A 25577-nucleotide genomic window follows, 5' to 3' on the forward strand; every position below is an offset into this window, starting at 1 on the left:
ACACATGGCGCGACTGGGCTACAGCGAAGAACACCAGGCGTTCCGGCACACCGTGCGCAGCTTCCTCGATCGCGAACACGAGCCCCAGCTCGCGCGGTACGAGGCGCAAGGCGGCACCGACCGCGATTTCTGGCGCAAGGCGGGCGAAGCGGGCATCCTGGGCCTGGCGGTGACCGGCGGCGGCGATTTCACCTTCAACGCGATCATGGCCGAGGAACTGGGCCGCACCGTGGGCAGCGCCACCACCGGCAGTTCGCTGATGGCCGACATCGCCACCTATATCCTGAGCGGGCACGGAACCGAGGCGCAGAAGGACAAGTACATCCCCGGCATTCTCACCGGCGAATGGACGCAGGCGATGCCGCTGACCGAACCCAACGCCGGGTCCGACGCCACCGCGATCACCGCCACCGCGCTGCGCGACCGCGACGATTACGTGATCAACGGCGAGAAGTACTTCATCTCCAACGGCACCGGCGCGAACCTGCTGTATGTCGTGGCCAAGACCGACCCCGCCGCGCGCGGCAAGGGCATGAGCGTGATCATCGTCGAGGAGGGCACGCCCGGCGTCACCCGCCACAAGATCAAGACCGTGGGCTGGGGTTGCGGCGATACCGGGGCGCTCAATTTCGAGAATGTGCGCGTGCCGGTGACCAACCTCGTCGGCACCGAAGGCGGCGCGATGAAAATCCTGATGAGCACGTTCCTGGAAGACCGCATCCAGATCGCCGCGCGCTGCCTGGGCGCGGCCTCGACCGCGCTGGCGCTGACGCTCGACTATGTGCGCAGCCGCAAGGTTTCGGGCCAGCGCGTGATCGATTTCCAGAACTCGCAGTTCGCGCTGGCCGAATGCCGCGCCGACATCCTGATCTGCGAAACGATGGTCGACGCCAGCCTGCAGAAGCTGCGCGACGGGCAGTTCACGTTCGAGGACGGCGCGGTGCTGAAACTGTGGTCGACGCAGATGGAAGGCCGCGTGCTCGACAAATGCGTCCAGCTGTGGGGCGGGGCGGGGCTGATGGATGAAAACCCGATCAGCCGGATGTGGACCGCCGCGCGCATCCAGCGCATTTATGCCGGCACCGACGAACTGCAGAAGGTCGCGATCGCGCGCGGCCTGATGGGGTGACGCAAGGGCGCGGGGAGAGCGGCATGGCAGCGATAGAACTCGACATGGCGGGTCCGATTGCGCGGCTCACGCTCAACCGTCCCGAAGTCGGCAACGCGCTCGACAGTGCGGCGTGCGAACTGATGCTGCACCATGCGCGCGAGGTCGAACGATCGCCGCACGTGCGGTGCCTGATCCTGGCGGGGCAGGGGCGGCATTTTTCCACCGGCGGCGACCTGTCCTCGCTCGCGCCGCTGCTGGCCGACCCTGCGACAAATATGCGCGGGGTGTTCGAATCCAACGTCGTGCGCATGGCCAACGAATTCTGCCAGGTGATCGAACGCCTGCCGGTGCCGGTGATCGCCAGCGTGCGCGGCGCGGTGACGGGCGGGGGCTTCGGCTTTGCCTGCGCCGCCGATTTCATCGTTGCGTCGGACACTGCGTTTTTCCTCGCCGCGCACATTCTCGCCGGGCTGACCCCCGATGGCGGGATCAGCTGGTATCTGACGCGGTTGCTGGGACCGAAGCTGGCCAAGGACATCCTGATGCTGCCCGAACGGATCGACGCCGCCGAGGCTTTGCGCATCGGCCTGGTGCGCGAGGTCGTACCCGATGCGGAACTGGAGGCTGCCACGCAGCTGCTCGCCGAGCGGCTGGTCGCGATGCCGCGCATTGCGCTCGCCGGGATCAAGGCGCTGGTCAACGCCGCGCCGCAGCACAGCTTTGCCGATCACCTGCAGATGGAAGCCCGGCTGATGGGGCTGGCGGCAGAGCACCCCGATTTTCGCGAGGGCGTGGCGGCGTTCGCGGAGAAGCGCAAACCCCGGTTCGGTCAGGGCGACGGTTGATGGAAGGACAGGCGATGGAACGCGAAGCGCTGAACATCCTGGAACGCATGGCGGACAATTTCCGCCGGCACGGCCACGACATGGGCGATGCGGTGTCCGCCCGATCGCCCGATCGCTACACCGATCCGGCACGTTATGCTGCAGAGATCGCCACGGTGTTTCGCGAGATGCCGCAGTTCGTCTGCCATGTCTCTCAACTGCGCGCGCCCGGCAGTTTTGTCACCGCGACGATTGCGGGCACGCCGATCGTGGTCACGCGCGACGATGCCGGCAGCCTCAACGCGTTCGTCAACGCGTGCGTCCATCGCGGGGCGCAAGTGGTGCGCGAACCGTGCGGGCGGCGCGGCGATTTCCTCTGCCCGTTCCACGGCTGGGCGTATGACCTTGCGGGCAAGCTGACGCATGTTACCGACCGCGAGTCGTTCGCGGGCGCGACGCTCGACGATGCGCGGATGTCGCCGCTGCCGGTGATCGAAAAGCACGGGCTGGTGTTCGTGCGGCTGACCCCGGGACCGATCGACATCGACCTTGGCACGATGGGCGAGCAGCTCGACAGCTTCGGCCTGGCCGACCATGAGTTCTTTTGCGACGGCGCGGTGGTCAACGACTACAACTGGAAGCTGGCGATCGACGGGTCGCTGGAAACCTACCACCTCAACTACCTGCACCCGGCAGCGGCGCGGACGTTTACCGGCAATGCCTCGCTGTTCGACTTTTACGGCGATCACACGCGCTTCATCACCGCGCGGCGATCGCTGGCCAAGCTCGAGCCGGTCGACCCGGCGCTGCTGCGGCGCGAGGTGATGATCACCTTCGCCATCTTCCCGACCACGTTCGTTACCACGCCGCACGATCACGTGCTGATCCAGACGATCCGGCCGCTGTCGGTCGGGCGCAGCGAAATGGTGATGAGCCTGCTCAAGCCGCCCGGCGCTGGCCCCGAAACCGACGATCACTGGCGCAAGAGCTGGGAGATGAACCAGCTGGTGCAGATCGATGACTTCGCCATCTGGGAATCGATCCAGCGCGCTTATGCGGGCGGGTTCGATCAGCCCGCGCTGTTCGGCCGCTATGAACACGCCATCGCGCGCTACCACGACCGCCTCGATGCCATGCTGGAGCGCCGCTGATGCCTGACGAGATGGATGATATGGCCGCCTTCGCCCGCCGATATGGCGATGCCTGGGCCAGTTCGGATACCGAGGCGTTCGTCGCGCTGTTCACCCCCGATGCGACGTACCGCGACGATCAGGTGAAGCGGTTCAGCCGGGGCCACGACGATCTGCGCGCGTTCCACGCGCATTTCGTCGCGGCGATCTCGGACATCCGCATGGCATTCCCGCGCGCCTTCCGGTCGGGCGAGGATGCTTGCCTCGAATGGACATTTTCCGGCGTGCAGACCGGGGTCTATCATGGCAAGCCGCCCACCGGGATCGCCTTCAGCGGGGTAGGCGTCGCGGTGATGAAGCTGGCGCCCGACGGCCGCATTGCCGCGGTGGTCGACTATTACGACGGCGGCGCGGTAAAGACCCAGCTGGGCGATCATTGAACGTGACGGCAGCAAGGACGGGGCAGGGCGCATGACGGTTTCGGTTGAACAGCACGGCGCGGTGGCGGTGGTCACGCTCGACGCCGCCAAGACCAAGAACGCGGTCACCGACGCGATGCGCCGCGAACTGTTCACGGCGTTCGAGGATTTCGCGCTCGATCCCGCAGTGCGCGCCGTGGTGCTGACCGGCGCGAACGGCGATTTCTGCTCGGGCGCCGACGTCGCCGGTTTCGGCGGCGGGGGGATGCCCGGATCGCTGGGGCGGATGCACGAGCTGGGGCGGATCAACCGCGCAATCTATCACCTCAAGAAGCCGGTGATCGCGGCGGTGCCGGGCGTCTGCGCGGGCATGGGCTGGGGCATCGCGCTGTCGTGCGATTTCGTGCTGTGCGATGATCGCGCGAAGTTCGTGCAGGTGTTCCGCAACATCGCGCTGGCACCGGACGCGGGGTCGGTGTGGCTGCTGAGCCGGCTGGTCGGGCCGATGCGCGCCAAGGAGCTGTGCTACACCGGGCGCGTGGTGCGCGCGGCGGAGGCGCTGGACCTGGGGCTGGTGCTGGAAGTGCTGCCGCCCGAGGGGTTGATGGAACGCGCGCTGGCGTTTGCGACCGAACTGGCCGCAGGACCGGGCATCTCGATCGGCCTGACCAAGCGCCAGTTCGACCTCGCCGCCAGCATGGCGTTCGATCCGTTCCTCGAGGTCGAGCACGTGATGCAGCCCGTCGCCAGCCGCAGCGAGGATCACGCCGAGGGCGTCGCCGCCTTCCGCGAAAAGCGCAAGCCAGACTTCAAGGGAATGTAGCCGCGTCGGCGCTTGCCGCCTGCTGCGCCACCAGCTGTCGCGCCTTCACGAACATCGCGCCCGAGATCAGGCAGCTGACCAGCCCCGCCATCATCGCATATCGCAGGCTTTCCGGCCCGTACGCCGGTTTCCAGTGATCGCTGAGCGCGCCGACGAGGAACGTGGTCAGCGCCCCGCCGATCAGCGCGTTGGCAAAGCCCGAAATCCCGGCGGCGGTCGCCCGCGTGTGTGGCGCGCTGACCGCCTGATAGGCCGCCGAAAAGCACGGTGAATACAACACGCTGGCGATCGTGCCGAGGAACAGCGCGACCAGCGCCAGCCCTTTCGACGGCGCCAGGAACACCAGCATGTAGATCGGGAACAGCGCGAAAGCGTTGATCGTCGAGAACCTGAGCAGCGCATCGACCCCGCGCGCCGCCAGCCGGTTGCCGATCCAGCCGCCGCCGATCAGCCCGCAGGCGGTGCCACCCGCCATCACCGGGCCGAAGATCAGCCCGACCTGCTGCATCGGCATGGCATGGCTGCGCATGAAGAAGCTGCCCAGCTGGTTGATCAGCCCGATGTTGACGAACGTCAGCACCGATCCCGCGCCCAGCAACCACAGCAGCGGCGTGTTGCGCGCGATGTCGGCAAAGGTGCCGCGTCCGCGAACCGCGCCGCGATGGAATTCGCGCTCCGGTTCGCGCCCTTTCCACAGCACCAGCAGCGCCAGCACGATGCCCGGCGGCCCGGCCAGGAAGAACGCGCTGCGCCAGCCATAGTGCGCCGCGACCCAGCTGCCCGCGACCCACGCGACGAACACGCCGACCATCCCGCCGGCATAGAACACGCCCATCGCCAGCGGGCGTTTTTGTGGCGGATAGGCGTCGCTGATCATCGCCATCGCGGCGGGCACGATCGCCGCCTCGCCCACGCCCACCCCGGCGCGCGCGGCGGCGAGGCCGGGAAAGCCGGTGGCAAAGCCGCAGGCCATCGTCGCCAGGCTCCACCCGCCCATCGCCATGCCGATGATCCGGGCGCGGCTGGCGCGATCGAGCAGCCAGCCCGCGATCATGCTGCACGCACCGTAGATCAGCACGAATGCCGCGCCGGTCAGCGCGAACAGCTGCTTGTCCGACAGCCCGAATTCATGCCGCACCGGTTCGGCGACCACGGCCATCATCAGCCGGTCGAGATAGGCCAGGCCATAGGCAATCGCGAGCAGCACCAGCATTGTCGCCGCGGCTTGCGCGGGCACGCCAACCGGCGATGCGGTGCCGCTTTCCCTCACCTTGGCGACGGGCCGAAAGTCTGTCCGTTGATCGTCATGCCGGCATACGTATTGGCCACGGCCCTCGGCAGGAACTCGGCCGGAAAGTTGAGCGTGGGCTTCGACACGGCATCGAGTGCAGCCAGCGCTTCTGCATCGAGCGTCAGGTCGAGCGCGGCGAGATTGTCGTCCAGTTGCGCCATCGTGCGCGCTCCGATGATCGGCGAGGCGACGCCCGGCTGGGCCAGCACCCAGGCCAGCGCCACGCGCGCGGGCGTGCTGCCCAGCCGCGTCGCGGTATCGCGCAGCACGTCGATCACCCGGAACGTGGGTTCGGTGAAGTTGCGCGCCAGTCCTTCGGCGCGGCCAAGCGAGGCCGGCTGCTGGTGGTTGCGATCGTACTTGCCGCTGAGCATCCCGCTGCGCAGCGGCGACCACGGGGTGATGCCCAGGCCCATGTCCAGCGCCATCGGGGTGAGATCGCCCTCGACTGTGCGTTCGAGCAGCGAATATTCGATCTGCAGCGCGATCAGCGGCGCCCAGCCGCGAAACCGCGCGATGGTCTGCGCTTCGGCCACCTTCCACGCCGGGGTGTCGGAAAACCCGATGTAGCGCACTTTGCCCGAACGCACGAGATCGTCGAGCGCGGCCATCGTCTCCTCGATCGGGGTGAACGGGTCGGACCAGTGCTGCCAGTAGAGGTCGATGTAGTCGGTCTGGAGCCGCTTGAGCGAAGCCTCGCACGCCGCGATGATCGCGCGCCGGCTCGCGCCGCCGCCGTTGGGGTTGCCCGGCAGCATGTTGGAGCTGAACTTGGTGGCCAGCACGATCCGGTCACGCCGCGCGGTATCGGCCGCGAACCATTCGCCCAGGATCTTTTCCGATGTGCCCATGGTGTAGAGGTTGGCGGTATCGACGAAATTGCCGCCGCGATCTGCATAGGCATCGAGGATTGCGGTCGAATCCGCCGCATCTGCGCCGAAACCCCATTCGGTGCCGAACGTCATCGCACCCAGGCACAAACGGCTGACTTTCAGGCCCGAACGGCCGAGCGTGATGTAGTGATCGAGCGGCATGGTATTCTCCCCGGCCAGAGCGGCCCCGTTTGGTTCAGCTCGCCGTGGCGGCAAGTTCGGCGCGATCCTGCCAGATCGCAGTTGGATCGTCTTCATGGACTTCGTTGAGGATCCACTTGCACATCCGGCGCAGCACTTCGATCCCGTCCTGCGGCCCGGCAATGGTCCGCCGCGTGGCGCAGCCCAGCGTCACCAGCCGTTGCGCGCCCTGGAACGCCAGCCGGTCACGCAAATCGTGCATCAGGCGATCGGGATACAGCCCGATGGTCTGCGTCCATGACGTGACCGCGCCGATCGCGGTGTCGAGGCTGTCGATCGGCACGACATTGGCGACCCGCCCCGACAGCAGTGGTGAGAATTCGACCGGCTCGTCGCCTTGCGACACCACCACGCCGCCTCGCCCGTCGCCGCCGAAGGTGCGGTAAAGGCCTGCGGCATAACGCAAACCTTCCACTTCCTCGGCCAGTTCGGGATCGAGCGCGGGCACGGCATTGCTCAGCGTGGCGGGCAGTTGCTGGATCGCCGCGAACAGCAACTCGCCAAAGCGGTTGGCCTTGGCGAGCCCCGCCGCATCGGTGCCGGTGTGGACGTGGATCACGCGCGCGTTGAGGCACGCCTGCTGGTTGTTTACGCCCACGTCGAGCGCGGCGCGGCGCGCGCATTCGCGCATCGCTGCCTCGTCGGCAAATGCCTCGGCGCCGATGATCGTGGCGGACAGCTTGGGGTCGAGCGTGATCAGGTCGATCCCCGGCTGGAGGTACTTGGAGATGTGCTGGACCGAGGCGAGCCCGCCCCAGGCGATGATCTTCTCGACGTTGGCGGGCTGGTACAGGCGGCGCTCGATCCGTTCATCGCCGCCCTTCCAGTAACCGACGCTGACGTGGCGGGTGAGCGGATGGTCGGGCGCCATGTCGATCATCGTGCGCGCGATGGCGATCATCGTCAGCGGATCGTTCGACGGCGTCTTCACGATCATGTCGCTGCGGGTGATCGCGTTGCGCAGCACGGTGATCGCCGAAATCGTCGGCACGTTGCCCGCGATCACGTGCAGGCTGCGCGCGCCGAACGCGCGGACATGGCTCGACGATGGCCCTTCGCAGCGGGTGCAGACCCAGCCTTCGAGGAACGGAATGCCGATCAGCACATCGGCCATTTCGCGCATTTCGGAGCGGTTGAACACTTTGCCCAGGTTGCCATACACCGCCTCGAGGATCGGGCGGCCGAGCCCCGACGTGCGGCTGGTGAGTTCGAGCGCTTCCTGCAAATGGCGGTTGGACGCGAAGTTCAGCCGCTCGCCCAGTTCGACAAGGTAGTCGAGCATCTCGTCGAACGAGATCGTGTGAAGATCGGCGATGGCGGACGGCGGTGACAGCGGCAGCCGATCGAGATGGCGCGCCACATCGGGCCCGCGAAAGCGCGTCGCCGGATCGCGGCCGCCGAACTCGACCTCGTCGCCTTCGATCACTTCGCCGCGGATCACCAGCGGCACGCGAAACGCGGTCATGCGGTCACTCCTTCGCCACCGGCCGACCGCGTGATGAAATCGAGCGCGCGGTCGTGCGCGCCGGGTGCGCCGGCGCAAGTGATCTTGTCGTCGCCGCCTTCCTTCTCGGTGTAGCGGCGGATGGATTTTTCCAGGAACGGCCCGATCCGCCCGCACGGGCACGTTTCGGTGTCGCCCCAGTGCAGCGTGACCTCGTCGCCGGTGAGGAAGGCCGCCCAATACGTCTGCGCGTTGAGGTCGATCGCGCCGTAGCGGCCCTTGCCCGTGCCGGTGCGCGGCAGCGGCGTGCCGGTCGCGGGGTCGAGCAGGAACGGCACATGCCACGCCGGCACATGATAATGCCCGCCGCCGCATTCGCGCGACGCGGCGACGATCTCGGTCATGCCGTAGCCTTCGACCAGCGGCGCGCCGCCCAGCATGCGGTCGACTTTCGCGCGCCAGTCATCGGGCAGGTCGTGGCCCTTCATCCCGCCCCCTGCGGCCACGAAACTGTCGGGCGCGAACAGGTTGGACAGGCCGCGCTTTTCGGCCTCGACCGCGAGCGTGTAGAGCGAGGGGACGTGCCCCATCACCGAAACGGTGCGGCCCTGCCAGCGGCTGGTGATGCGATCGAAGAACGCGTCGAGATATTCGCCGCTGCGCGCCTGGTCGGCCAGGAACGCAGCGCGCCGCGCGATCAGCTTGGGCGCAATGTTCAGCATGCCCGCCTCGCCGCGCGATTCGGCCACGCGCAGGCGCCCGCTGATCGAGGCGACGTCGGCGGAAAAGCGGGTGGGGTTGGTGGCCAGGATCATGTCCTCGTCGCCGCCGAACACCTCGTCGCGCAGGAACGGCAGCAGGCGGTGCTGCGCCATGCCGCCGTGGCGGTACTGCGTGTAGATCACCGGCGCCTGTTCCATCGGCACGCCCAGCAGCGGGCGCTCGTCACGGTAATGGTCGAACTGGCGGCGCTGGCCGGTGACCATCTTGTGCATTTCGGGCAGGCCCCGCGGCAGGAACGACAGCTTGCCGCTGGTGCCGGTCGAATGCATCACCCGGATCGGGGTCTGCGCGTCGAGCAGGTCGAGCCAGTCGTCGATGCTGTCGCAGCCGCGCGCGTCGATCGCCGACAGATCATACGTGGTGAACCCGTCGAGCCACTGCGTCAGCCGGTCGAACCGCGACCGTTCGAGGAACGACATCGGATAGGACTTGAGTGCCGAATGCGGCACCAGCAACGGTGCGACATCGGCGATGGCGTCGATCCGCGTGATGCCCTGTTCCTGCGCGAGCTGGCGCAGCACCGGGATGCGGGTGACGAGGTCGTCAAACCGGCGACGCAGCGCGGCCAGCTGAAACGCGTGCTGATCGGCCAGCGGGATCGCATAGATATCGGTCTGGGCAAGTTCGATCAGGTCTTCGGGGTGATCGGCTGAAACGTCGGGCATGCCCGCCTCCTTCGCAAAAATCCCCCCACGATCCCATCGGCTGATCATGGATCCCGGTGGCCCCCATGCACACCGGAATCCGCGATCGATCACATCATCAGAAGTGGAAACCCACCTGCACGCCATACGTGCGCGGCGCGGCGGGTGCCCCCTTGGTGCCCGACGTCGTGCTGTTGGCGATATAGGCAAAATACTTCTTCTGCAGCAGGTTGGCGACGAACACCTTGGCGGTCACGCCCTTGCCCACGCTGGTCCAGCGGACCGAGGCATTGACGATGTCGTAGATCGGCTGGCGCGTGAGGTAGAGGTTGTCCGGCTCGAAGAAGTAGTTGCCGGTGTGCAGCCACGAAGCGGTGATACCGAACTCGCCCGCCGAAGTCGGGATCGCATAGTCGCCGGTCAGCGACAGCGTGAACGGCGGGGTCAGCACGGTCTTGTTGCCGCTGAGGTCGCACTGGCGCACGCCCGCAACCGGATTGCCGTTCTTGTCCAGCGGCGCGAGGATCTGCGTCTCGGGCGAGCCGGTGGCCGACACCGGATAAGCAGCGAAGTTGCAGCTGGCCGGGACGGTCTGCTGCGCCGCCGGCGGTGCGTTGGGGCCGGTGAGGAAGAACGTCGGTCCGTTCTTGAACTCGTCGTAGCGGCCCTTCTGCACGTTGACCGCAGCGGTCAGCGTCAGGCCGGCGGCGGGGGCCACGGTCAGTTCGGCGTCGAGGCCCTTGATCGTCGCCGCGCCGCCGTTGACGAAGATCGTGCCGCCCACATCGGGCCGGTTGTTCTGCACCTGGATGTTCTTGTACTTGTAGTAATAGCCCTCGACGTTGAGGCGGACCATGTGGTCGAAGAATTCGCTTTTGAACCCGGCGGTGTAGGCGTCGATCTTTTCAGGCTTCACCGGCGGCAGCGACGCCAGCGTGTTGGGGCCATAGCCGGCCAGGTTGTACACCCCGCTCTTGAAGCCGCGGTTGTACGCGGCATAGATCATCAGGTCCTTGCCGAAGTGGTGGTCGATTGCGGCGCGGCCGGTCACCGCGTTGAACGTCGCCTGATCGGAGAACGGACCGCCATAGGCGGGCACCGTGCCCAGCACCGGAACGGTGGCGTTCAACAGCGCGCCGGTGACCGGGTTGTAGAACCCGCCTTCGCCGCCATACGCCTTGCGATGGTCGGAGGTGTAGCGCACGCCCAGCGTGATGTTGGTATCGGGCAGCACCGGGTAGGTGCCTTGCGCGAACGCCGAGTACGAATTGGTTAGCATCCGCGCGTTGCTGGTCTGGTACTTGGGCGTGAGGAACAGCGGTGTTCCGGGGCCAGCGAGCGCGACGCCTGCCGCCGAATAGCCGAACGAGGCCTGGTTGATCAGGTTGCCCGAGAAATTGCCGAGGAAAAAGCTGCGGTCGTGCATGTAGAACCCGCCGAGGATCCACTTGAACGTGTTGCCGTCGGGCGAGGCGACCTGCAGTTCCTGCGTGAACGTGTTGGCGCCGTAGTGGTTGTACGAATTGAGCGCGTTCTGCGGCGAAGCGTCGAGCGCCAGATCGGGATCGACGCGCAGCTTGCTGTAGGCGGTGATGCTGGTGACCTTCACCGCGCCGAAATCGTGCGTCAGCTTGCCGCTGAAGCTGGAGAAATCGACGCCGTAGCCGTTGCCGATGCTGTCGACGTTGTCGTAGAACCCGATCGGGTTGCCGCCGAAGCCCGGACCGGTGCCCGGCGCGCCGGTTTCGGGGTCATAGCCGCCGCGACCCTTGGTGCCCGGAACCACCCGGTTGGCATAGCCCTGGTCCGACCGGCGGTGAGCGTACATGCCCGACAGCAGCACGCGGGTATCGTCCGACGGTTCCCACAGCAGCTTGCCGCGAAAGCCGTAGGACGAGCTGTAGTTGGCCTTGCCCTGGCCGGGCGTGACGGCATAGGGCTGCGAGGTCAGCGAGGTCTGCTGGGTGGGCGCAAAGTTGTGGCCCCAGCCATCCTGCTGGTTGTTGTAGAAACCTGCAAAGTTGACCGCGACCGTCTTGGTCAGCCCGGTCGAACCATAGAACTGCCCGGTGATGGTGTCGTAATTGGAATAGCCCAGCGTCATGTCGGCATGCGGATCGAACGTCGGATCCTTGGTCTTGACGTGGATCACGCCGCCGGTGGCGTTGCGGCCGAACAGCGTGCCCTGTGGGCCCTTCAGCACTTCGACCGCCGCGATGTTGTTGAAATCGAACACCGCCGCGTTGCCCGAAACGAGGTACACGTCATCGACGAACAGCGCGACCGACGGCTCGTTCCCCACGAACGACGATGTCGTGCCCACGCCGCGGATGAACGGCACGCCGCCTTGTGCCTGGCGGGTGAAGGTCACCCCCGGCATCAGCTGGGTCAGCTGTTCGGGCCCGGTGATCCCGGCCTTTTCCGCCAGCTCGGCAGTGACCGCCGTCACCGCGATCGGCACGTCCTGCAGGTTTTCACCGCGCTTCTGCGCCGTCACCACGATTTCCTGCAGACCGGTCTGCGGGGCGGCTTCGTCCGCTGCGGCCGGCGCGCCTTGCGCCATGGCCGATTCGACGAGTGCCGGCTGCGCCAGCGCCATCGCCGCCGTCGACGCCAGATAAAGGTATGATGTCCGTGACATGGTGATCCCCTCCGCCCATCGCAGCCGGATCGACAGTCCGCTGCGTTACTATGAGTAGGCGTACTATAACCGTATCAGCCGTGCAACCCGGTTTGCTGACAATTCTTGCGGGGCAGTTTTTGGGGAGCCCTCGACCTTCCGGTCAGCGGGGCTGCTGGCCTGCGATGCCCATCAGCAGCCGTTGGTTCAGCAAGCCGGCGAATGTCTGCTATCTGTATGTCCCTAGCCGAAAGCGGACTTTCCGGATGCGACGCCAAAGCAGACCATTGCCCGCAAGGCAGCTTGCGCCCCCTTGCGGACATCAACGGAATGAGCAAAGTGCACGGATGTTTGAGCGAATTGCAATGCTTGTCGCACTGTCGATGGCCCTTGGTGGCTGCTCATATGCATACAACCTGCTGGCGCTTATGCGTGATGGGCACATTGTCTTTATCGTTGATCCGAAATCACCCAGCGTTCCTTCATGTCTACGCCGCATCGAAGTATCGGCAGAAGGTGAGCGAAGCTGCGTTTGGCGCGATAGTGTTGATTACGAAGATGCCTGTGCCAACAAATTTCCAATCCCCTTCGGTGCAAAGCTCACGGGCCATCCTCAGCCGGAGTGGCCGACAATTGATGCGAAACTGCTACGGCCGGGAATAATCTACGAGGTCAGTACCACAACTGGCGCGACTGGATATGGCGAAGGCAGGTTCATGATCGACGCAAATGGGCGGATCGTGAATAAGAATTTCAGCGAGGCGACCAGTCGATAAACAATGACTGGCCGCTTCCCACCAATCTCAGCCGTCCGCGCACATCTGCCCCGTCCTCAATCCATGCCTTTTCTGCCGTAGCGCCCCTTGCCGATCGATCCTGAAAGCCGCCATTGGGCAATGTCATGAAGGGCCGCTGGTCGCCCATCTGCATCGGAAGCAGCCTATCCGCACACGACTCCATTGCGGTCATTGATCGGCTTGCTAAAGCTGTTTGATGCCCGTTTCTCCCACCGTTGCCGTAATCATTTTGAACTGGCGACGGCCTCAGAACATTGGGCGCATCGTGCGAGCCGCCGCAGATGCCCTGCCCGAGGCACGCATTTTCGTGCTGGACCAGGCGGAAGCGCCGAATAGCCTGGAGGGTCGCCATGATGTTCCTTGGCATCTCATCTGGCGGCAGCCCCGACCGAATGGAGGACCGGGCGCCCGGATCGAGCTGGCCGCCGCTCTGCCGTTCGATCATTATCTGTGCATCGACGACGACGTGTTCCTCACCGCTGCGCAAATCAAAATGCTCATGTTCATGCAAAGCAAGGAACCGGGCCGTGCGCATGGCGTATGGGGGCAAGTTGTCTTTTCCGACGCCGAAGGCAAATACCAGCTGTTGGATGGGATCATACGGAGAAATGCAGACGTCAGTTTTCTGAACCAGGTTTATGCGTTCACGAAGGTGCAGGCGCAGGAAGCGATGGTGCTCGCCTCCCTCGCGGGATTTGAGAGCTGGGTTGACGTTCGGTTTGGCGACGATTTGCTGTTAAGCTGCTCGGGAGAGGCTGCTCCTCGCATCCACGACCTTGGTCCACTTGAGCAATGTCCCACCGCAAATGAGCCAGGCATTGCCCAGTGGAAGCAGGCGGGCTTCCGTGAGCAGCGGCTTGAACTCGCGGCCAAAATGCTAAGCCTGGGCCGACTTCACGTCGAGGCCAGGAGGCCGGCCCACTTGATTTGAGGCGATTGAACTTCCTGTTTCCCCCCAATGCGACGGAGCGAGCCATTTCGCGCACGAACTCATTGCGGGTACTCGACGTTAGTCCGCAGTCATCCACCTCCATCGACGAGCCTCTCCCCCGATGTTCCGGTCACCGGTCTCCCGGCCTGCGATGCCCGTAAACTGCCGTTGGTTCAGCAAGCCGCCGAATGTCCGGCCATCCGAACTTCCGAGCCAGCAGCGGCCTGTCGGGATGCGACCATAAAGCAGACCATTGCCTGTAAGGCAGCTTGCGCCCCCCACTAGCGGACGTAGTTGATGGTGGGACCTCCAGTGGTATTTTCGAACCTGCAATCGACGAATTTGGCATCCGCAAAGTCGCAATCGCTACCGAGATTGTCCTTTGCGAAGTCGCAATCCACAAATGTGCATTCGATGAACTTTGCTCCTGCGAAATTTAACCCTCTGAAAGCAGTCCCCAAAAATGTGGTTGATACGAATAGGCCAGATGCCATGATCGTCCAATACAGATCACACGCGTTCAATTTGCAAAAGATCATTAACGTTCCAAAATCGCCACCCTCGAAATCCATTTCCGAGAACGTGCAGCTTTTAAAATAGTAATCACTTATGTTCTTTGTGACGTGGTTGAGTTCAGTAAATTCCTCGTCGCATATTAGTGTGTTTCCGAACATCGTTTTCGCCCAGCCCTGTCACAATATACCCGCCATAACGGGCAGGTGCTAACGGCAGCTTTCCACCATTTCCGGTCATAGGGCTGCCGACCTGCGATGGCCATAAGCTGCCGTTGGTTCAGCAGGCCACCGAACCTCCGCTATGCGCAGTGTCGAGTCGAAAGCGGACCTTCGGGTCCGCCTTCTCCGCCAGGCATGAACGGCGACAGGCTTGCACTCCACTTTTGCGCTGTCCTACACGCCGGTCGCGCGGTTAAGTTCGCCACGTTCTCTGGCCTTGAAACAACATGCTGAAACATAACGATATATATGCCTGCTCACCCGACTCGCCCGCGAGACCATTGGGAGTCCACTCGGGCAAACATGGAGAAGTTGGCGAAGCCCGATCCCGCCCTTCCAGCCCCCAGCAACAGGACACGCCATGCAGTTCATAACCGCCACCCGCGACGGTCCGGTCACCACGATCACGCTCAACCGGCCCGAGGTGATGAATGCGATCAACATCGCCATGCACCACGAACTGCAGGACGCGTTCGATGCGTTTGCGGGCGATGACAGCCAGTTCGTGTGCGTCGTCACCGGCGCGGGCGAGCGGGCGTTCTGTGCGGGGTCCGATCTCAAGGCGGCGGCGGTGTCCGGGCTGCCGCCGGAATATCCGCGCAGCGGCTACGCCGGGCTGATCGAGCGGTTCGATTGCCCCAAGCCCTTCATCGCGGCGGTCAACGGCGTGGCGCTGGGCGGCGGGTTCGAGGTGGCGCTGGCGTGCGACATCATCGTCGCCAGCGACACGGCCAGCTTCGGCCTGCCCGAGCCGCTGGTGGGCGCGGTGGCACTGGGCGGGGGCTTGCACCGACTGGCGCGGCAGGTCGGGCTGAAACAGGCGATGGGTGCGATCCTCACCGCGCGGCGCATTCCCGCCGACGAGGGGTTGCGGATGGGGTTCGTCAACGAAGTGGTGCCCGCAGCCGGATTGGCGGCGGCCACGCGGCGCTGGGTCGATCAGATCCTGCGCGGATCGCCGATGGCGGTGCGCACCTCCAAGGCGGTGGTCCAGCGCGGGCTGGAAGAACCCAGCGTCGAAATCGCGATGCGCCACCAGCAGGACTATCCCGAATTCGTCGCCTGGCGCGCCAGCGACGATGCGATCGAGGGTCCGCGCGCGTTCGCCGAAAAGCGCAGCCCGGTGTGGACCGGGCAGTAGGCGCGGGGATGACCGCAAAGGGGCTTGCCACGCATTAGTTCGCCAGCTTACTAAGCCACGCAACCCGACCGGAGAACCTTGTGCGCCCGACTCTCGACCAGCCGATCACCTTTCCTCGCGGGCCGCAGTGGCACAACCGGTTCGCGCTCGCGCCGCTGACCAACCACCAGAGCAACGCCGACGGCACGCTGGGCGATGATGAGCTGACGTTCCTCGCCAAGCGCGCCGACGGTGGCTTCGGGCTGGTGATGACGTGCGCAGCGCATGTCCAGAAGGGCGGGCAGGGCTTTCCGGGGCAGCTGGGTGTTTGGTCGGACGATCACCTGCCGGGGCTGACCCGTCTGGCGGCGGCGATCAGGGCGGGGGGCAGCGTTTCGTCGGTCCAGCTGCAGCATTCGGGCGAGCGCAGCAGTGCCGCGCTGACCGGCGAGGATGTCGTCGCGCCGTTCGATCGCCCCGATCGCGGCGTGCGCGCGCTGACCACCGCCGAGGTCGAGCAACTGGTGGCGGATTTCATCGCGGCGGCGGTGCGCTGCGAAACGGCGGGCTTCGACGGCGTCGAACTGCACGGCGCGCATGGCTACATGCTGTGCGAATTCCTGCACGAGGAGCGCAACCGGCGCACCGATCGCTATGGCGGATCGTACGAGAACCGCACGCGCATCTATCATGAAGTGATCGACGGCATCCGCGCCGCGACCGGCCCGCAATTCCAGTTGGGCGTGCGCGTTTCGCCGGAGAAATACGGCTATGGCTTCGGCGATGCCTTGCGCTTTGCCGGCGAACTGCTGGGCGGGGGCAAGCTCGACTATCTCGACATGTCGCTGTGGGACAGCTTCAAGGAACCCGACGAGGAACCGTTCCACGGCAAGCGGCTGATCGACTGGTTCGGGCAGTTGCCGCGCGGCGAAACCCGGCTGGGCGTGGCGGGCAAGATCTTCTCTACCGCCGAGGCGGTGGACTGCCTGTCCAGCGGCGCGGATTTCGTGTTCGTCGGTCGCGGCGCGATCCTGCACCACGATTTCCCCAGGCGGGCGCTGGCCGATCCCGCGTTCGTCTCGGCGACGTTCCCGGTCACGAGCGCCTACCTCGCCAGCGAGGGCGTCGGCGCGGCGTTCGTCAACTACCTCGCCACGGGGTGGAAGAACTACGTGGCGGATTGAGCGCGCGGCCTAGCCCAGCAGCGCATCGGGCGGCGGGAACGCATCCTGGTTGATCGCGGAAAGCCCGCCATCGACCACCAGCAGATGCCCGTGGACCTTGCGCGCGCCGGGCCCGGCCAGGAACAGCGCGGGGCCGACCATGTCCTCGGCCATGGTCCAGCCCTTGATCGGGGCGATGTCGCCGTAATAGTCGAACAACGCCTTGTTATCAGGCAGGAATTCGGTAGTCATCGCGGTCAGCACCGGGCCGGGCAGCACGCCGTTGATGCGCAGGCCCTGCGGCCCCAGCTCGCAGGCCAGCGTCCTGATCATCTGGTTGAGCGCGGCCTTGGACGAGCCATAGGCGCCGCCCCACGGCGTGCCGCCAAGCCCGCGGATCGACGAGACGATCACGATGTTGGCGCCGGGGCGCCTGGTCATGTCACCTGCCAGCGCCTTGATCAGGATCAGCGCGGCGCCGGTGTTGACCGCGAACGTGCGGCGCCAGGTGTCCATGTCGAGATCGAGCAGGCTCGACGGTGGCGGCGAGAACGCGGCGTTGCTGACCAGCACGTCGATCCCGCCCAGTTCCAGCGCCTGGGCTGCCAGCGCTTCGACAGCTGCCTGATCACCGAGGTCGGTGGGCACGACGTGAGCGGTGCGACCCAGCGCCGTGACTTCAGCGGCGACGCTTTGGAGTTCATCGACCGACCGGGCCGCCAGGATCACGTCGGCACCGCCTTCGGCCAGCGCGAGCGCGATCGCTCGCCCAATGCCGCGACCCGCGCCGGTGACCAGCGCGCGCTTGTTGGCAAAGTCGCCCATCATGCCGGCTCGAACCGCAGGATCGGCTTGATCGTCTTGCCCGAATTGGAATCGACCACCGCCTCGTTGATCTGGTCGAGGGTGTAGAACGCCGAGAGCTTGTCGACAGGGAACTGCCCGGCAAGGTACATGTCGACCAGTTGCGGGATCAGCACGGCGGGATCGCAATCGCCGTTGACCACGCCGCGGATCACCCGCCCGCTGATCAGCGGCAGGATGTTGAGCGTGACCAGCTGGTCCTTCGACGCGCCCAGCAGCACGCAGGTGCCGCGTTCCTTGAGTGCGCCGACAGCCGCCGCGATCAGCGCGGGAACGCCGGTGGTGTCGATCGCCTGATCCACGCCGCCGAGTTCCGTAAGCGCTTCGGCCAAATCCTGCTTCGAGGTGTCGATCGTGTCGGTCGCGCCCAGTTCGCGGGCCAGCGCCAGTCGGCTTTCCACCCGATCGACCGCGATGATGCGCCCTGCGCCCAACGCCTTGGCCGCCATCAGCGCCGACATGCCGACCGCGCCCGTGCCGAACACCGCAATGCTGGTTTCGGCAGTGGGCTTGAGCACGTTCATCACCGTCCCCGCGCCGGTCGACAGCCCACAGCCCAGCGGCCCGAGCAATTCCAGCGGTGCGTCGGCGCGGACCTTGATGGTGTTGCGCGGACTCGACAGCGCGTAGGTCGCGAACGAAGACTGGCCGAAGAACGCGCTGCCCAGCGGTTCGCCCGCCGCATCGTGCAGCGTGGCGCTGCCATCGGGGCGGCGGGTGTAGAAGTTGAGCAGGCCGTATTGCTGGCAATAGGCGGGGTGATCGTCGGTGCAGGGCGCGCAGGCACCGCAGGTGTTGAACGTCAGCACCACGCGGTCGCCGGGCGCAAAGCCGGTCACATCGCTGCCGGTGCGCTCGACGATCCCGGCGCCTTCGTGGCCGAGGACATAGGGCAGGGGGATCGGCATGATCTGTTCGATGATCGCCAGATCGGTGTGGCAGATGCCCGTCGCGACCAGCCGCACGAGGATTTCGTCGGCGTTGGGCTCGACCAGATCGACATCCTCGACCGTGAACGTTCCGTGGATTTCGCGCGCGACGGCGGCTCTGATCTTCATGCATCGTCCCTTTGTGATTGTTGAGTTCTGGCAGGTTTGCGTGGGGTGCGGCCTTGCCGGACTTGCTTAGCCGCGCCGCCGTTCGGTCAGCCGCATCGGCAGCGATTCCAGACCGCGAAATGCCATCGTCGGCGAGAAATCGAGCGTATCGTCGACCAGCGCGAAATCGAACCGGTCGATGAATGCAGGGAAGAATTCGCCCAGCACCATTTTGGCGAGCAAGTGGCCGATGCAGTGGTGCAGCCCAGGCGCGAAGGTCATGTTGGGCTGCTGGCTGCGCGCGAAGTCGAACTTGTCCGGATCGGCGAACACCGTCGGATCGCGGTTGGCGGCGCCCTGACACAGCAGCACGAACTGGCCCTTCTTCAGCGCATGGCCGTTCCAGTCGAAGTCTTCGGCAACCACCCGCGACATGAATGTGGACATTTGCGCCTTGCGCTGAATTTCCATGACCGTGTCGACCGTGATCGCGGGTTCGGCGCGCAGCGCAGCGATCGCCGCGGGATCGCGCGCCAGCTCTGCCATGCCCAGCGCCATGGTGTTCACCGTGGTGTCGTGCCCCGCGATCAGCGTGATCGTGCAGACGCCGAACATCTCCTCGTCGCTCAGCGTGTCACCGCCATCGACCGCCGTCACCAGCGCCGAGAGGAAATCGTCGGTCGGGTGCGCGCGGCGCCGGGCGAACTCGGGCGTGAACAGCTCGCGCAGTTCGACGATGACCTTGTCCACCTCGATCAGGTCGGCCAGCGGCACATTCAGGTTGCCGGTGGTGTTCATGCAGATCGATCAGTGCTGCATCTTGGTGATCAGCGTATCGTCGAACCCGAACACCTTGAGGATCATCCGCGCCGGGATGGTCCGCGCGACTTGCTCGACGAAATCGACCGGGCCGTCGATCGTCGCGACGTGGTCCAGCGTCTCCTGGACGTAGCGCCGGATGTCGGGCCGGATCGTCTCGACCACCGGCTTGCTGAACGCCTTCTGGATCAGCCGGCGGATGCGGTGATGCTCGGGACCGTCCATGTTGAGCAGCCAGCTTTTGGGCGCGGCCATGACGTTGGGAATGAACTTTGCGCAGTCCGCCGGATCGAGGTGCGAGACCGCCAGGTGGGGCAGGCGCGCGGACGACAGCGGTAGCCGGCCATAGTAGCCGTCGAGCACTTCCTTGTGCCCGGTGACCAGCCAGGCGGCGTTGATGTCGCTCCAGAAAATCGGGCTGGCATCGCGCAGCGAATCGAGTCGATCGACCAACCGGTTGCCCAAACCTTTGATATCGAGCGCAAAATCTAGCGCTTCACTCACCGCCATCAGCCGTCTCCCGTGCTGCCGTGATGTTAATACCACAGGTCGAATTATGATAATGCAGCGTATTATTATACGGTTGACAATATGCCACTTTCAGAGTGATTGCTACGTCAAACAGGTAGTGCATCTGGGAGGATGATGATGACAAAGGCAGTATGGCTCGCATCGGTTTCGCTGGGCTTCGCGATGGCGGCGCAGCCCGCGCTGGCGCAGTCGGCTGACGCCACGTCCGGCCAGGGGACCGGGCTTCAGGAAATCGTCGTGACCGCGCAGAAGCGTGCGGAAAACCTGCAGAGCGTGCCGATCGCGATCTCCGCCGTCCCCGCCGCCGCACTGGCAGAAGCGGGCATCCGCACCACGCAGGATCTGGCGGAATCGGTGGCTGGCCTGAATGTGACGCGCACCACCGAAGCGACCGTGTTCACGCTGCGCGGCGTCGGCACGCAGGGCGGCTCGACCGGGCAGGACAGCGCGGTCGCCACGTTCGTCGATGGCGTCTATATTCCGTCGATGGCGGGCGCCACGTTCGCGCTCAACAACATCGAGCGGATCGAAGTGTTGAAAGGCCCGCAGGGCACGCTCTATGGCCGCAACGCCACCGGCGGTGCGGTCAACGTCATCACCAAGACGCCGCAGCAGGACTTCTCGATGGATGCCTCGCTCGGCTATGGCAACCTGCAGACGATGGAGGGCAACCTTTATGCCACCGGCGGCCTCGCCCATGGCGTCGCGGCGGACATCGCGGTCTATTACCGCAACCAGGACAAGGGCTTCGGCTTCAACAAGATCATCAACCAGGACGTCAACAAGTCGCGCGATATCGTCGTTCGCAGCAAGCTGCTGTTCGAACTGGGGCCGGACACGAAGCTGACGCTGGCCGGCGATTATGCGCGCACCAGCGGTTCGTTCGCGATCGCCTATCGCCCGGTGCCGACCTCGCAACTGATCAACGGCACCGGCTATGCCGCGTTTACCGCAGCGGGCAACGGCTACTACGATTCGCAGAGCGAGTTCCTGCCACGGATCGACACGCAGATGTACGGCGGATCGGCCAAGCTCGAGCATCACATGGGCGATTTCAGTCTGACCAACATCGTCGCCTATCGCGGATCGAAGGGCTTCCAGCGCGTGGACGTCGATGCCACCGCGCTCAAGATCGTCGATGCGCCGCTGTTCAACCAGGAGAAGCAGTGGACCGAGGAACTGCAGCTGGCTTACGATCACGGCCCGATCAAGGCAATCGCCGGCCTGTTCTACATGGACGCCACCAGCCAGTATAACCCGTTCCAGATCGTCGGCGCCGCCATCGGCTCGGCTCCCGGCCCTGACCGGCTGGTGATCTACTCGGCGCAGAAGACCAAGTCCTACGCCGGGTTCGGCCAGGTCACGTGGGAATTCGCGCAGGATACCAACCTGACCGTCGGCGGCCGCTATACCAGTGACCAGCGCAAGCTGCATGCGACCCAGGCGGTGGCGATCGAGCCCGATCCCACGGCGTTGTGCACGCAGTTCTGCGACGAAAAGGCGGGCTTCCTGATTCCGCTGGGCACGATCGACCAGGCCAAGACGTTCAACAAGGCGACCTGGCGGCTGGCGCTGGACCACAAGTTCAGCAGCGATCTGATGGTCTACGCCAGCTACAGCCGCGGCTTCAAGAGCGGGGTGTTCAACCTGACCTCGCCCGGCGATGCTCCGGCCAAGCCCGAAACGCTCGACGCCGGAGAAATCGGCTTCAAGTCCACGATCATGAACCGCATCCGCTTCAATGCGGCCGGATTCTACTACAAGTACAAGAACATCCAGGCGTTCCAGGTCAACGGTGCCAGCACCACGCTGACCAACGCCGCCTCGGCCAAGATCTATGGCGTTGACTTCGATTTCCTCGCCGAACTGGGCGCCGGGTTCTCACTCAGCGGCAGCGGGGCATACCTCCATCACCGTTACGGCGATTTCCCCGTGGCGACGGTCTCGTTCCTGTCGCAGCCTGCCGGTGCGCCGAGCTACGACAACCTGATCCCGGGTGCCGGGTTCATTTCCGGCGTCGGCAACTATGTGTTCCCGGGCTGCAGCGGCGCGGCCAACGCGGGCAAGTTCTATTGCTCGGCCACGGGCAACAAGCTGGTCAACACGCCCGACTTCACGTTCAACATGGGCCTGAACAACAAGCTGACGCTGGCCGGCGGCGAGCTCGCCACCAACGTCAACTGGTCGTACAACAGCGGCTTCTTCTGGGCGGTCGACAACCGCGTGAAGCAGCCCAAGTTCAGCCTGTTCAACGCGCAGATGACGTGGACCGCGCCCGACGGTCACTTCAACATCCGCGGCTTCGTGCGCAACCTGACCGACAAGAAGTACCTGCTGTCGCTCAACGAGAACGGTTCGGGTGACGAAGGTGTTCCGGCCGCCGGGCGCACGTTCGGCGGATCGATCGGCTTCCATTTCTGATACCTGCGATACTCAAAATACCTGAGGATATGATGGAACCCTTTCACCTGATCATCGGCGGCAAGCTGGTTGCCGGCGCATCGACCATGCCGGTCATCAATCCGGCGACCGAAACGTCGATCGTCGATTGCCCCCGTGCCGACGAGGCGCAGGTGAATGCCGCCGTCGCGGCGGCCAAGGCGGCATTCGCGGGATGGGCGGCAACGCCCATCGCGGATCGCCGGGCTGCGCTGATGAAGGTGGCGGACGAGATGGAGGCGCGCATCGATGAACTCGCGCGCCTCCTCACGTCCGAACAGGGCAAGCCGCTGGACAAGGCGATGGAGGAAATCGGCGGTTCGGCGTTCATCCTGCGCGCGCTTGCCAGCCTCCATCTGGTCGACAAGGTGGTGCAGGACGACGAGAACGGGCGGTTCGTGGAACAGCGCTATCCGCTTGGCGTGGTCGCCGCGATCGCGCCGTGGAATTTCCCGATCTCGCTGCTGGCGGTGAAAGCCACGCCCGCGCTGCTCGCCGGCAACACGCTGGTGTGCAAACCCGCGCCGACCACGCCACTCGCCTCGTTGCGGATTGGCGAGATCTTCAACAAGTACGTGCCCGCCGGTGTGTTCAACATGGTCACCGACGCCAACGATCTGGGCGGCGTGCTGACCGCGCATCCCGATGTCGCCAAAGTATCGTTCACCGGATCGACCGCCACGGGCCGCAAGGTGATGGCTAGCGCATCGAGCCTGCTCAAGCGGATCACGCTGGAACTGGGCGGCAACGACGCCGCGATCGTGCTCGACGATGTCGAACCCAAAAGCGCGGCCAAAAGCCTGTTTGAAGGCGCGATGGTCAATTCAGGCCAGGTCTGCCTCGCAATCAAGCGCGCATATGTCCATGAATCCCAATACGACGCGATCTGCGACGAGCTGGAAGTGCTGGCCGACCTCGCGGTGGTCGACGATGGCGCCAAGCAGGGCGCGCAATACGGCCCGCTGCAGAACAAGGCGCAGTACGACAAAGTCCGCGAGATGATCGCGGACGCCGCCACCGTCGGCAAAGTCCACGGCGGCGCCGCGCTCGATCGCCCCGGCTATTTCATCCGCCCGACGATCGTGCGTGACGTGCCCGACGATGCGCGGATCGTGCGCGAGGAACAGTTCGGCCCGGTGTTGCCGGTGCTGCGCTACAGCGACGTGGCCGACGCGATAGCGCGGGCTAACGACACCGACCAGGGCCTGGGCGGTACTGTATGGGCCACCGACAAGGCGCGTGCGCTCGACGTCGCTGGCCAGCTGGAAACCGGGATGGTGTGGATCAACAGTCACATGAACATCAACCCGTTCATCGCGATGGGCGGGGCCAAGCAATCGGGCATGGGGCAGGAACTGGGGCAGGCGGGGCTGGAGGAATTCACCCAGCGCCGGCTGGTGTTCGTGCCCGCCTGATGGTCGGGCGGTCGCGGCGGCGCGATGGGCGCGCTACCGGCAACCGTCCATCGGCCGGAACACCGTCTCGTCGGTCTCGACCATGAACACCCGCACCGATTCCGGGATCAGGAAGCGCTGCTCGTCCTCGATCCGCTGGCGGTGGACTTCGGGGTCGGCGAGTTCGCGCATGGTGGCCTCGGCCACGCTGCGGTCTTCGTAGAACACCTCGCTGATGACATCGACCTCGCCCGGCGTGGCGGGATCGGGGTGGATCACGAAGTTGCGCCGGTGGACTGCCGCGCCGTGTTCGAGCAGGCGGTTCATCAGGTGGACGTGGTGGTTCGAATAATAGTCGCGAAACGCCTCGGCGCTGAGGTCGGGGCGCTTCTTCGCGAGCAACATGACCTTGAACATCAGATGGGCCTTCTCATCAGATCGACCGGGCAACCAGCAGCCGCATGATCTCCGCCGTTCCCGCAAAAATGCGGTGCAGCCGCGCGGCGGTATAAAGCCGCGAGATCGGGTATTCGTCCATGTACCCCGCGCCGCCGTGAAGCTGGACGCAGCCGTCCATCACGCGCGCTTCCATCTCGGGCAGCCACATCTTGGCCATCGCGCACTTCAGGTTGTCGAGCTTGCCGTTGGCCTGATAGTCGCGGATCACTTCGTCGAGGAAGGCGCGGCCCACCGCCATCTCGGTTTTCATTTCGGCCAGTTTGAACTGGGTGTTCTGGAAATCGAAGATCGTTTGGCCGAACGCCTTGCGGTTCTTGACGAACTCGACCGTTTCCTCGAACGCGCGCTGCGAGGCGGCGTGCGCGATCAGCGGCCATGTGATGCGGTCCATGTTCACTCCGCCCAGGCAGATCGCCATGCCGCGCCCTTCCTCGCCCAGCAGGTTTTCGGCCGGAACGCGCACGTTGTCGAAGCTGATCTCGCCGGTGTTGGAGGCCTTGACCCCCATCTTGTGCAGTTCCTTGCCCCGGCGGAAACCGGGGCGGTCGGCCTCGACGATGATCACCGACAGGCCCTTGGCGCCCGGCGCTTCACTGGTGCGGACCACGACCATGAATGCATCGGCGACATTGGCCTGGCTGATGTAGGTCTTCGAGCCGTTGATAACCCATTCGTCGCCGTCGCGCGTGGCGGTGGAACGGATCGCGGAAACATCGCTGCCGCTGTCGGGTTCGGTGATCGCCAGCCCGAACAGCAGTTCGCCGCGGACCATGGCGGGGATGTATTGGCGGCGCTGCGCCTCATTGGCCGAGCGGAACAGGATTTCGGTCGTGCCGTCGGCGATCAGCGACGGCGCCATGCTCGCGCCCGCCGGGGTATAGCCGATCTCCTCCGCGATCACGAGCCGGTGGAGGAAATCGCCGCCCGGGCCGCCGTATTCGACCGGGATGTCGACACCGAGGATGCCCGCTTCGGCCGCCTTCAGCCAGAAGCTGCGCGGGATTTCGTGGTTGTGGACCCATTCATCGACATTGGGCTCGATCTCGGTGGCGATGAAATGGCGCACGGTTTCGCGGAAGATCTGATGTTCCGGACCCCAGAGCGATTCAGTGGTTTGGTAAGGCATC

Annotated in this window: 22 protein-coding genes; 11 read left to right on the forward strand and 11 right to left on the reverse strand. The window is 65.0% G+C overall.

Annotated elements, in window-relative coordinates; genetic code table 11:
• The first annotated feature begins 4 nt into the window (after positions 1-4).
• From NL2_RS15560 to NL2_RS15580, 5 genes are read left to right on the forward strand one after another with little or no spacing between them, the layout of a single operon-like run.
• On the forward strand, positions 5-1129 hold the full coding sequence (locus NL2_RS15560; protein WP_068076615.1) for an acyl-CoA dehydrogenase family protein: 1125 nt from the start codon (positions 5-7) through the stop codon (positions 1127-1129).
• A 23-nt stretch (positions 1130-1152) separates the two neighbouring features.
• The gene (locus tag NL2_RS15565; protein ID WP_068076616.1) at positions 1153-1956 is read left to right on the forward strand and encodes an enoyl-CoA hydratase/isomerase family protein; all 804 of its coding nucleotides are present in this window, start codon (positions 1153-1155) and stop codon (positions 1954-1956) included.
• The gene (locus NL2_RS15570) at positions 1956-3086 is read left to right on the forward strand and encodes an aromatic ring-hydroxylating oxygenase subunit alpha (protein ID WP_068076617.1); all 1131 of its coding nucleotides are present in this window, start codon (positions 1956-1958) and stop codon (positions 3084-3086) included. The genes NL2_RS15565 and NL2_RS15570 overlap by 1 nt, the downstream gene beginning before the upstream one ends.
• Positions 3086-3505, forward strand: coding sequence for a nuclear transport factor 2 family protein (locus NL2_RS15575; RefSeq protein WP_068076618.1), 420 nt, complete (start codon positions 3086-3088; stop codon positions 3503-3505). The genes NL2_RS15570 and NL2_RS15575 overlap by 1 nt, the downstream gene beginning before the upstream one ends.
• A 31-nt stretch (positions 3506-3536) precedes the next feature.
• Positions 3537-4307, forward strand: coding sequence for an enoyl-CoA hydratase/isomerase family protein (locus NL2_RS15580; protein ID WP_068076619.1), 771 nt, complete (start codon positions 3537-3539; stop codon positions 4305-4307).
• Here NL2_RS15580 and NL2_RS15585 read toward each other — a convergent pair.
• The 5 genes from NL2_RS15585 to NL2_RS15605 form a co-directional block, all read right to left on the reverse strand.
• The gene (locus tag NL2_RS15585) at positions 4294-5544 is read right to left on the reverse strand and encodes a spinster family MFS transporter (RefSeq protein ID WP_157083205.1); all 1251 of its coding nucleotides are present in this window, start codon (positions 5542-5544) and stop codon (positions 4294-4296) included. The genes NL2_RS15580 and NL2_RS15585 overlap by 14 nt on opposite strands.
• A 29-nt stretch (positions 5545-5573) precedes the next feature.
• Positions 5574-6632, reverse strand: a complete 1059-nt coding sequence (locus NL2_RS15590; protein WP_068076621.1) for an aldo/keto reductase — start codon at positions 6630-6632, stop codon at positions 5574-5576.
• Positions 6633-6666: 34 nt separating this feature from the next.
• The gene (locus NL2_RS15595; RefSeq protein ID WP_068076622.1) at positions 6667-8136 is read right to left on the reverse strand and encodes an acyl-CoA reductase; all 1470 of its coding nucleotides are present in this window, start codon (positions 8134-8136) and stop codon (positions 6667-6669) included.
• Positions 8133-9563, reverse strand: coding sequence for a phenylacetate--CoA ligase family protein (locus NL2_RS15600; RefSeq protein ID WP_157083206.1), 1431 nt, complete (start codon positions 9561-9563; stop codon positions 8133-8135). Before NL2_RS15600 ends, NL2_RS15595 begins: the two co-directional genes overlap by 4 nt.
• A 97-nt stretch (positions 9564-9660) precedes the next feature.
• The gene (locus tag NL2_RS15605; protein ID WP_068076624.1) at positions 9661-12183 is read right to left on the reverse strand and encodes a TonB-dependent receptor; all 2523 of its coding nucleotides are present in this window, start codon (positions 12181-12183) and stop codon (positions 9661-9663) included.
• Positions 12184-12527: 344 nt separating this feature from the next.
• On the opposite strand from NL2_RS15605, the gene NL2_RS21250 reads away from it, so the two are divergent.
• From NL2_RS21250 to NL2_RS15625, 4 genes are all read left to right on the forward strand, one after another.
• Complete coding sequence (locus NL2_RS21250) at positions 12528-12938, forward strand: hypothetical protein (protein WP_157083207.1); 411 nt, start codon at positions 12528-12530, stop codon at positions 12936-12938.
• Positions 12939-13155: 217 nt separating this feature from the next.
• A complete protein-coding gene (locus NL2_RS15610; RefSeq protein WP_068076625.1) occupies positions 13156-13890 on the forward strand; it encodes a glycosyltransferase family 2 protein in 735 nt (244 codons plus the stop codon).
• Between the two features lie 1095 nt (positions 13891-14985).
• Positions 14986-15765: an enoyl-CoA hydratase-related protein gene (locus NL2_RS15620; protein ID WP_068076627.1), complete on the forward strand. Its 780-nt coding sequence runs from the start codon at positions 14986-14988 to the stop codon at positions 15763-15765.
• Between the two features lie 80 nt (positions 15766-15845).
• The gene (locus tag NL2_RS15625; RefSeq protein ID WP_068076628.1) at positions 15846-16928 is read left to right on the forward strand and encodes an NADH:flavin oxidoreductase; all 1083 of its coding nucleotides are present in this window, start codon (positions 15846-15848) and stop codon (positions 16926-16928) included.
• Between the two features lie 9 nt (positions 16929-16937).
• Here the strand turns inward: NL2_RS15625 and NL2_RS15630 are convergent, their stop codons facing one another.
• The 4 genes from NL2_RS15630 to NL2_RS15645 form a co-directional block, all read right to left on the reverse strand.
• Positions 16938-17735 carry an SDR family NAD(P)-dependent oxidoreductase gene (locus tag NL2_RS15630; protein WP_084356135.1) on the reverse strand — a complete coding sequence of 266 codons (798 nt, stop codon included), beginning with the start codon at positions 17733-17735 and terminating at the stop codon, positions 16938-16940.
• Entirely contained in the window at positions 17732-18829 is a 1098-nt protein-coding gene (locus tag NL2_RS15635) for an NAD(P)-dependent alcohol dehydrogenase (protein ID WP_068076630.1), read from the reverse strand. The genes NL2_RS15630 and NL2_RS15635 overlap by 4 nt, the downstream gene beginning before the upstream one ends.
• A 66-nt stretch (positions 18830-18895) precedes the next feature.
• Positions 18896-19606, reverse strand: coding sequence for a cytochrome P450 (locus NL2_RS15640; protein WP_068076631.1), 711 nt, complete (start codon positions 19604-19606; stop codon positions 18896-18898).
• Positions 19607-19615: 9 nt separating this feature from the next.
• Positions 19616-20137 carry a cytochrome P450 family protein gene (locus tag NL2_RS15645; RefSeq protein ID WP_068076632.1) on the reverse strand — a complete coding sequence of 174 codons (522 nt, stop codon included), beginning with the start codon at positions 20135-20137 and terminating at the stop codon, positions 19616-19618.
• Positions 20138-20275: 138 nt separating this feature from the next.
• On the opposite strand from NL2_RS15645, the gene NL2_RS15650 reads away from it, so the two are divergent.
• Together NL2_RS15650 and NL2_RS15655 are read left to right on the forward strand one after the other, a co-directional pair.
• On the forward strand, positions 20276-22579 hold the full coding sequence (locus NL2_RS15650; RefSeq protein ID WP_169799527.1) for a TonB-dependent receptor: 2304 nt from the start codon (positions 20276-20278) through the stop codon (positions 22577-22579).
• A 29-nt stretch (positions 22580-22608) separates the two neighbouring features.
• A complete protein-coding gene (locus tag NL2_RS15655) occupies positions 22609-24012 on the forward strand; it encodes an aldehyde dehydrogenase family protein (protein WP_068076634.1) in 1404 nt (467 codons plus the stop codon).
• A gap of 33 nt (positions 24013-24045) precedes the next feature.
• On the opposite strand, the gene NL2_RS15660 is transcribed toward NL2_RS15655, so the two are convergent.
• Positions 24046-24408, reverse strand: a complete 363-nt coding sequence (locus tag NL2_RS15660; protein WP_068076635.1) for an EthD domain-containing protein — start codon at positions 24406-24408, stop codon at positions 24046-24048.
• 16 nt (positions 24409-24424) lie between these two features.
• The gene (locus tag NL2_RS15665; protein ID WP_068076636.1) at positions 24425-25576 is read right to left on the reverse strand and encodes an acyl-CoA dehydrogenase family protein; all 1152 of its coding nucleotides are present in this window, start codon (positions 25574-25576) and stop codon (positions 24425-24427) included.
• Between the last annotated feature and the right edge of the window lies 1 nt (position 25577).

Origin of the sequence: Novosphingobium lentum NBRC 107847, assembly GCF_001590965.1 — a bacterium.
In the GTDB taxonomy this organism is placed as follows: Bacteria; Pseudomonadota; Alphaproteobacteria; order Sphingomonadales; family Sphingomonadaceae; genus Novosphingobium; species Novosphingobium lentum.

What these genes read in the sequence shown, in the direction of transcription:
- NL2_RS15560 (WP_068076615.1), top strand. Translation starts at nt 5, where the DNA reads ATGGCGCGACTGGGCTACAGCGAAGAACACCAGGCGTTCCGGCACACC.
- NL2_RS15565 (WP_068076616.1), top strand. Translation starts at nt 1,153, where the DNA reads ATGGCAGCGATAGAACTCGACATGGCGGGTCCGATTGCGCGGCTCACG.
- NL2_RS15570 (WP_068076617.1), top strand. Translation starts at nt 1,956, where the DNA reads ATGGAAGGACAGGCGATGGAACGCGAAGCGCTGAACATCCTGGAACGC.
- NL2_RS15575 (WP_068076618.1), top strand. Translation starts at nt 3,086, where the DNA reads ATGCCTGACGAGATGGATGATATGGCCGCCTTCGCCCGCCGATATGGC.
- NL2_RS15580 (WP_068076619.1), top strand. Translation starts at nt 3,537, where the DNA reads ATGACGGTTTCGGTTGAACAGCACGGCGCGGTGGCGGTGGTCACGCTC.
- NL2_RS15590 (WP_068076621.1), bottom strand. Translation starts at nt 6,632, where the DNA reads ATGCCGCTCGATCACTACATCACGCTCGGCCGTTCGGGCCTGAAAGTC.
- NL2_RS15595 (WP_068076622.1), bottom strand. Translation starts at nt 8,136, where the DNA reads ATGACCGCGTTTCGCGTGCCGCTGGTGATCCGCGGCGAAGTGATCGAA.
- NL2_RS15600 (WP_157083206.1), bottom strand. Translation starts at nt 9,563, where the DNA reads ATGCCCGACGTTTCAGCCGATCACCCCGAAGACCTGATCGAACTTGCC.
- NL2_RS15605 (WP_068076624.1), bottom strand. Translation starts at nt 12,183, where the DNA reads ATGTCACGGACATCATACCTTTATCTGGCGTCGACGGCGGCGATGGCG.
- NL2_RS21250 (WP_157083207.1), top strand. Translation starts at nt 12,528, where the DNA reads ATGCTTGTCGCACTGTCGATGGCCCTTGGTGGCTGCTCATATGCATAC.
- NL2_RS15610 (WP_068076625.1), top strand. Translation starts at nt 13,156, where the DNA reads ATGCCCGTTTCTCCCACCGTTGCCGTAATCATTTTGAACTGGCGACGG.
- NL2_RS15620 (WP_068076627.1), top strand. Translation starts at nt 14,986, where the DNA reads ATGCAGTTCATAACCGCCACCCGCGACGGTCCGGTCACCACGATCACG.
- NL2_RS15630 (WP_084356135.1), bottom strand. Translation starts at nt 17,735, where the DNA reads ATGATGGGCGACTTTGCCAACAAGCGCGCGCTGGTCACCGGCGCGGGT.
- NL2_RS15635 (WP_068076630.1), bottom strand. Translation starts at nt 18,829, where the DNA reads ATGAAGATCAGAGCCGCCGTCGCGCGCGAAATCCACGGAACGTTCACG.
- NL2_RS15640 (WP_068076631.1), bottom strand. Translation starts at nt 19,606, where the DNA reads ATGAACACCACCGGCAACCTGAATGTGCCGCTGGCCGACCTGATCGAG.
- NL2_RS15645 (WP_068076632.1), bottom strand. Translation starts at nt 20,137, where the DNA reads ATGGCGGTGAGTGAAGCGCTAGATTTTGCGCTCGATATCAAAGGTTTG.
- NL2_RS15650 (WP_169799527.1), top strand. Translation starts at nt 20,276, where the DNA reads ATGACAAAGGCAGTATGGCTCGCATCGGTTTCGCTGGGCTTCGCGATG.
- NL2_RS15655 (WP_068076634.1), top strand. Translation starts at nt 22,609, where the DNA reads ATGATGGAACCCTTTCACCTGATCATCGGCGGCAAGCTGGTTGCCGGC.
- NL2_RS15660 (WP_068076635.1), bottom strand. Translation starts at nt 24,408, where the DNA reads ATGTTCAAGGTCATGTTGCTCGCGAAGAAGCGCCCCGACCTCAGCGCC.
- NL2_RS15665 (WP_068076636.1), bottom strand. Translation starts at nt 25,576, where the DNA reads ATGCCTTACCAAACCACTGAATCGCTCTGGGGTCCGGAACATCAGATC.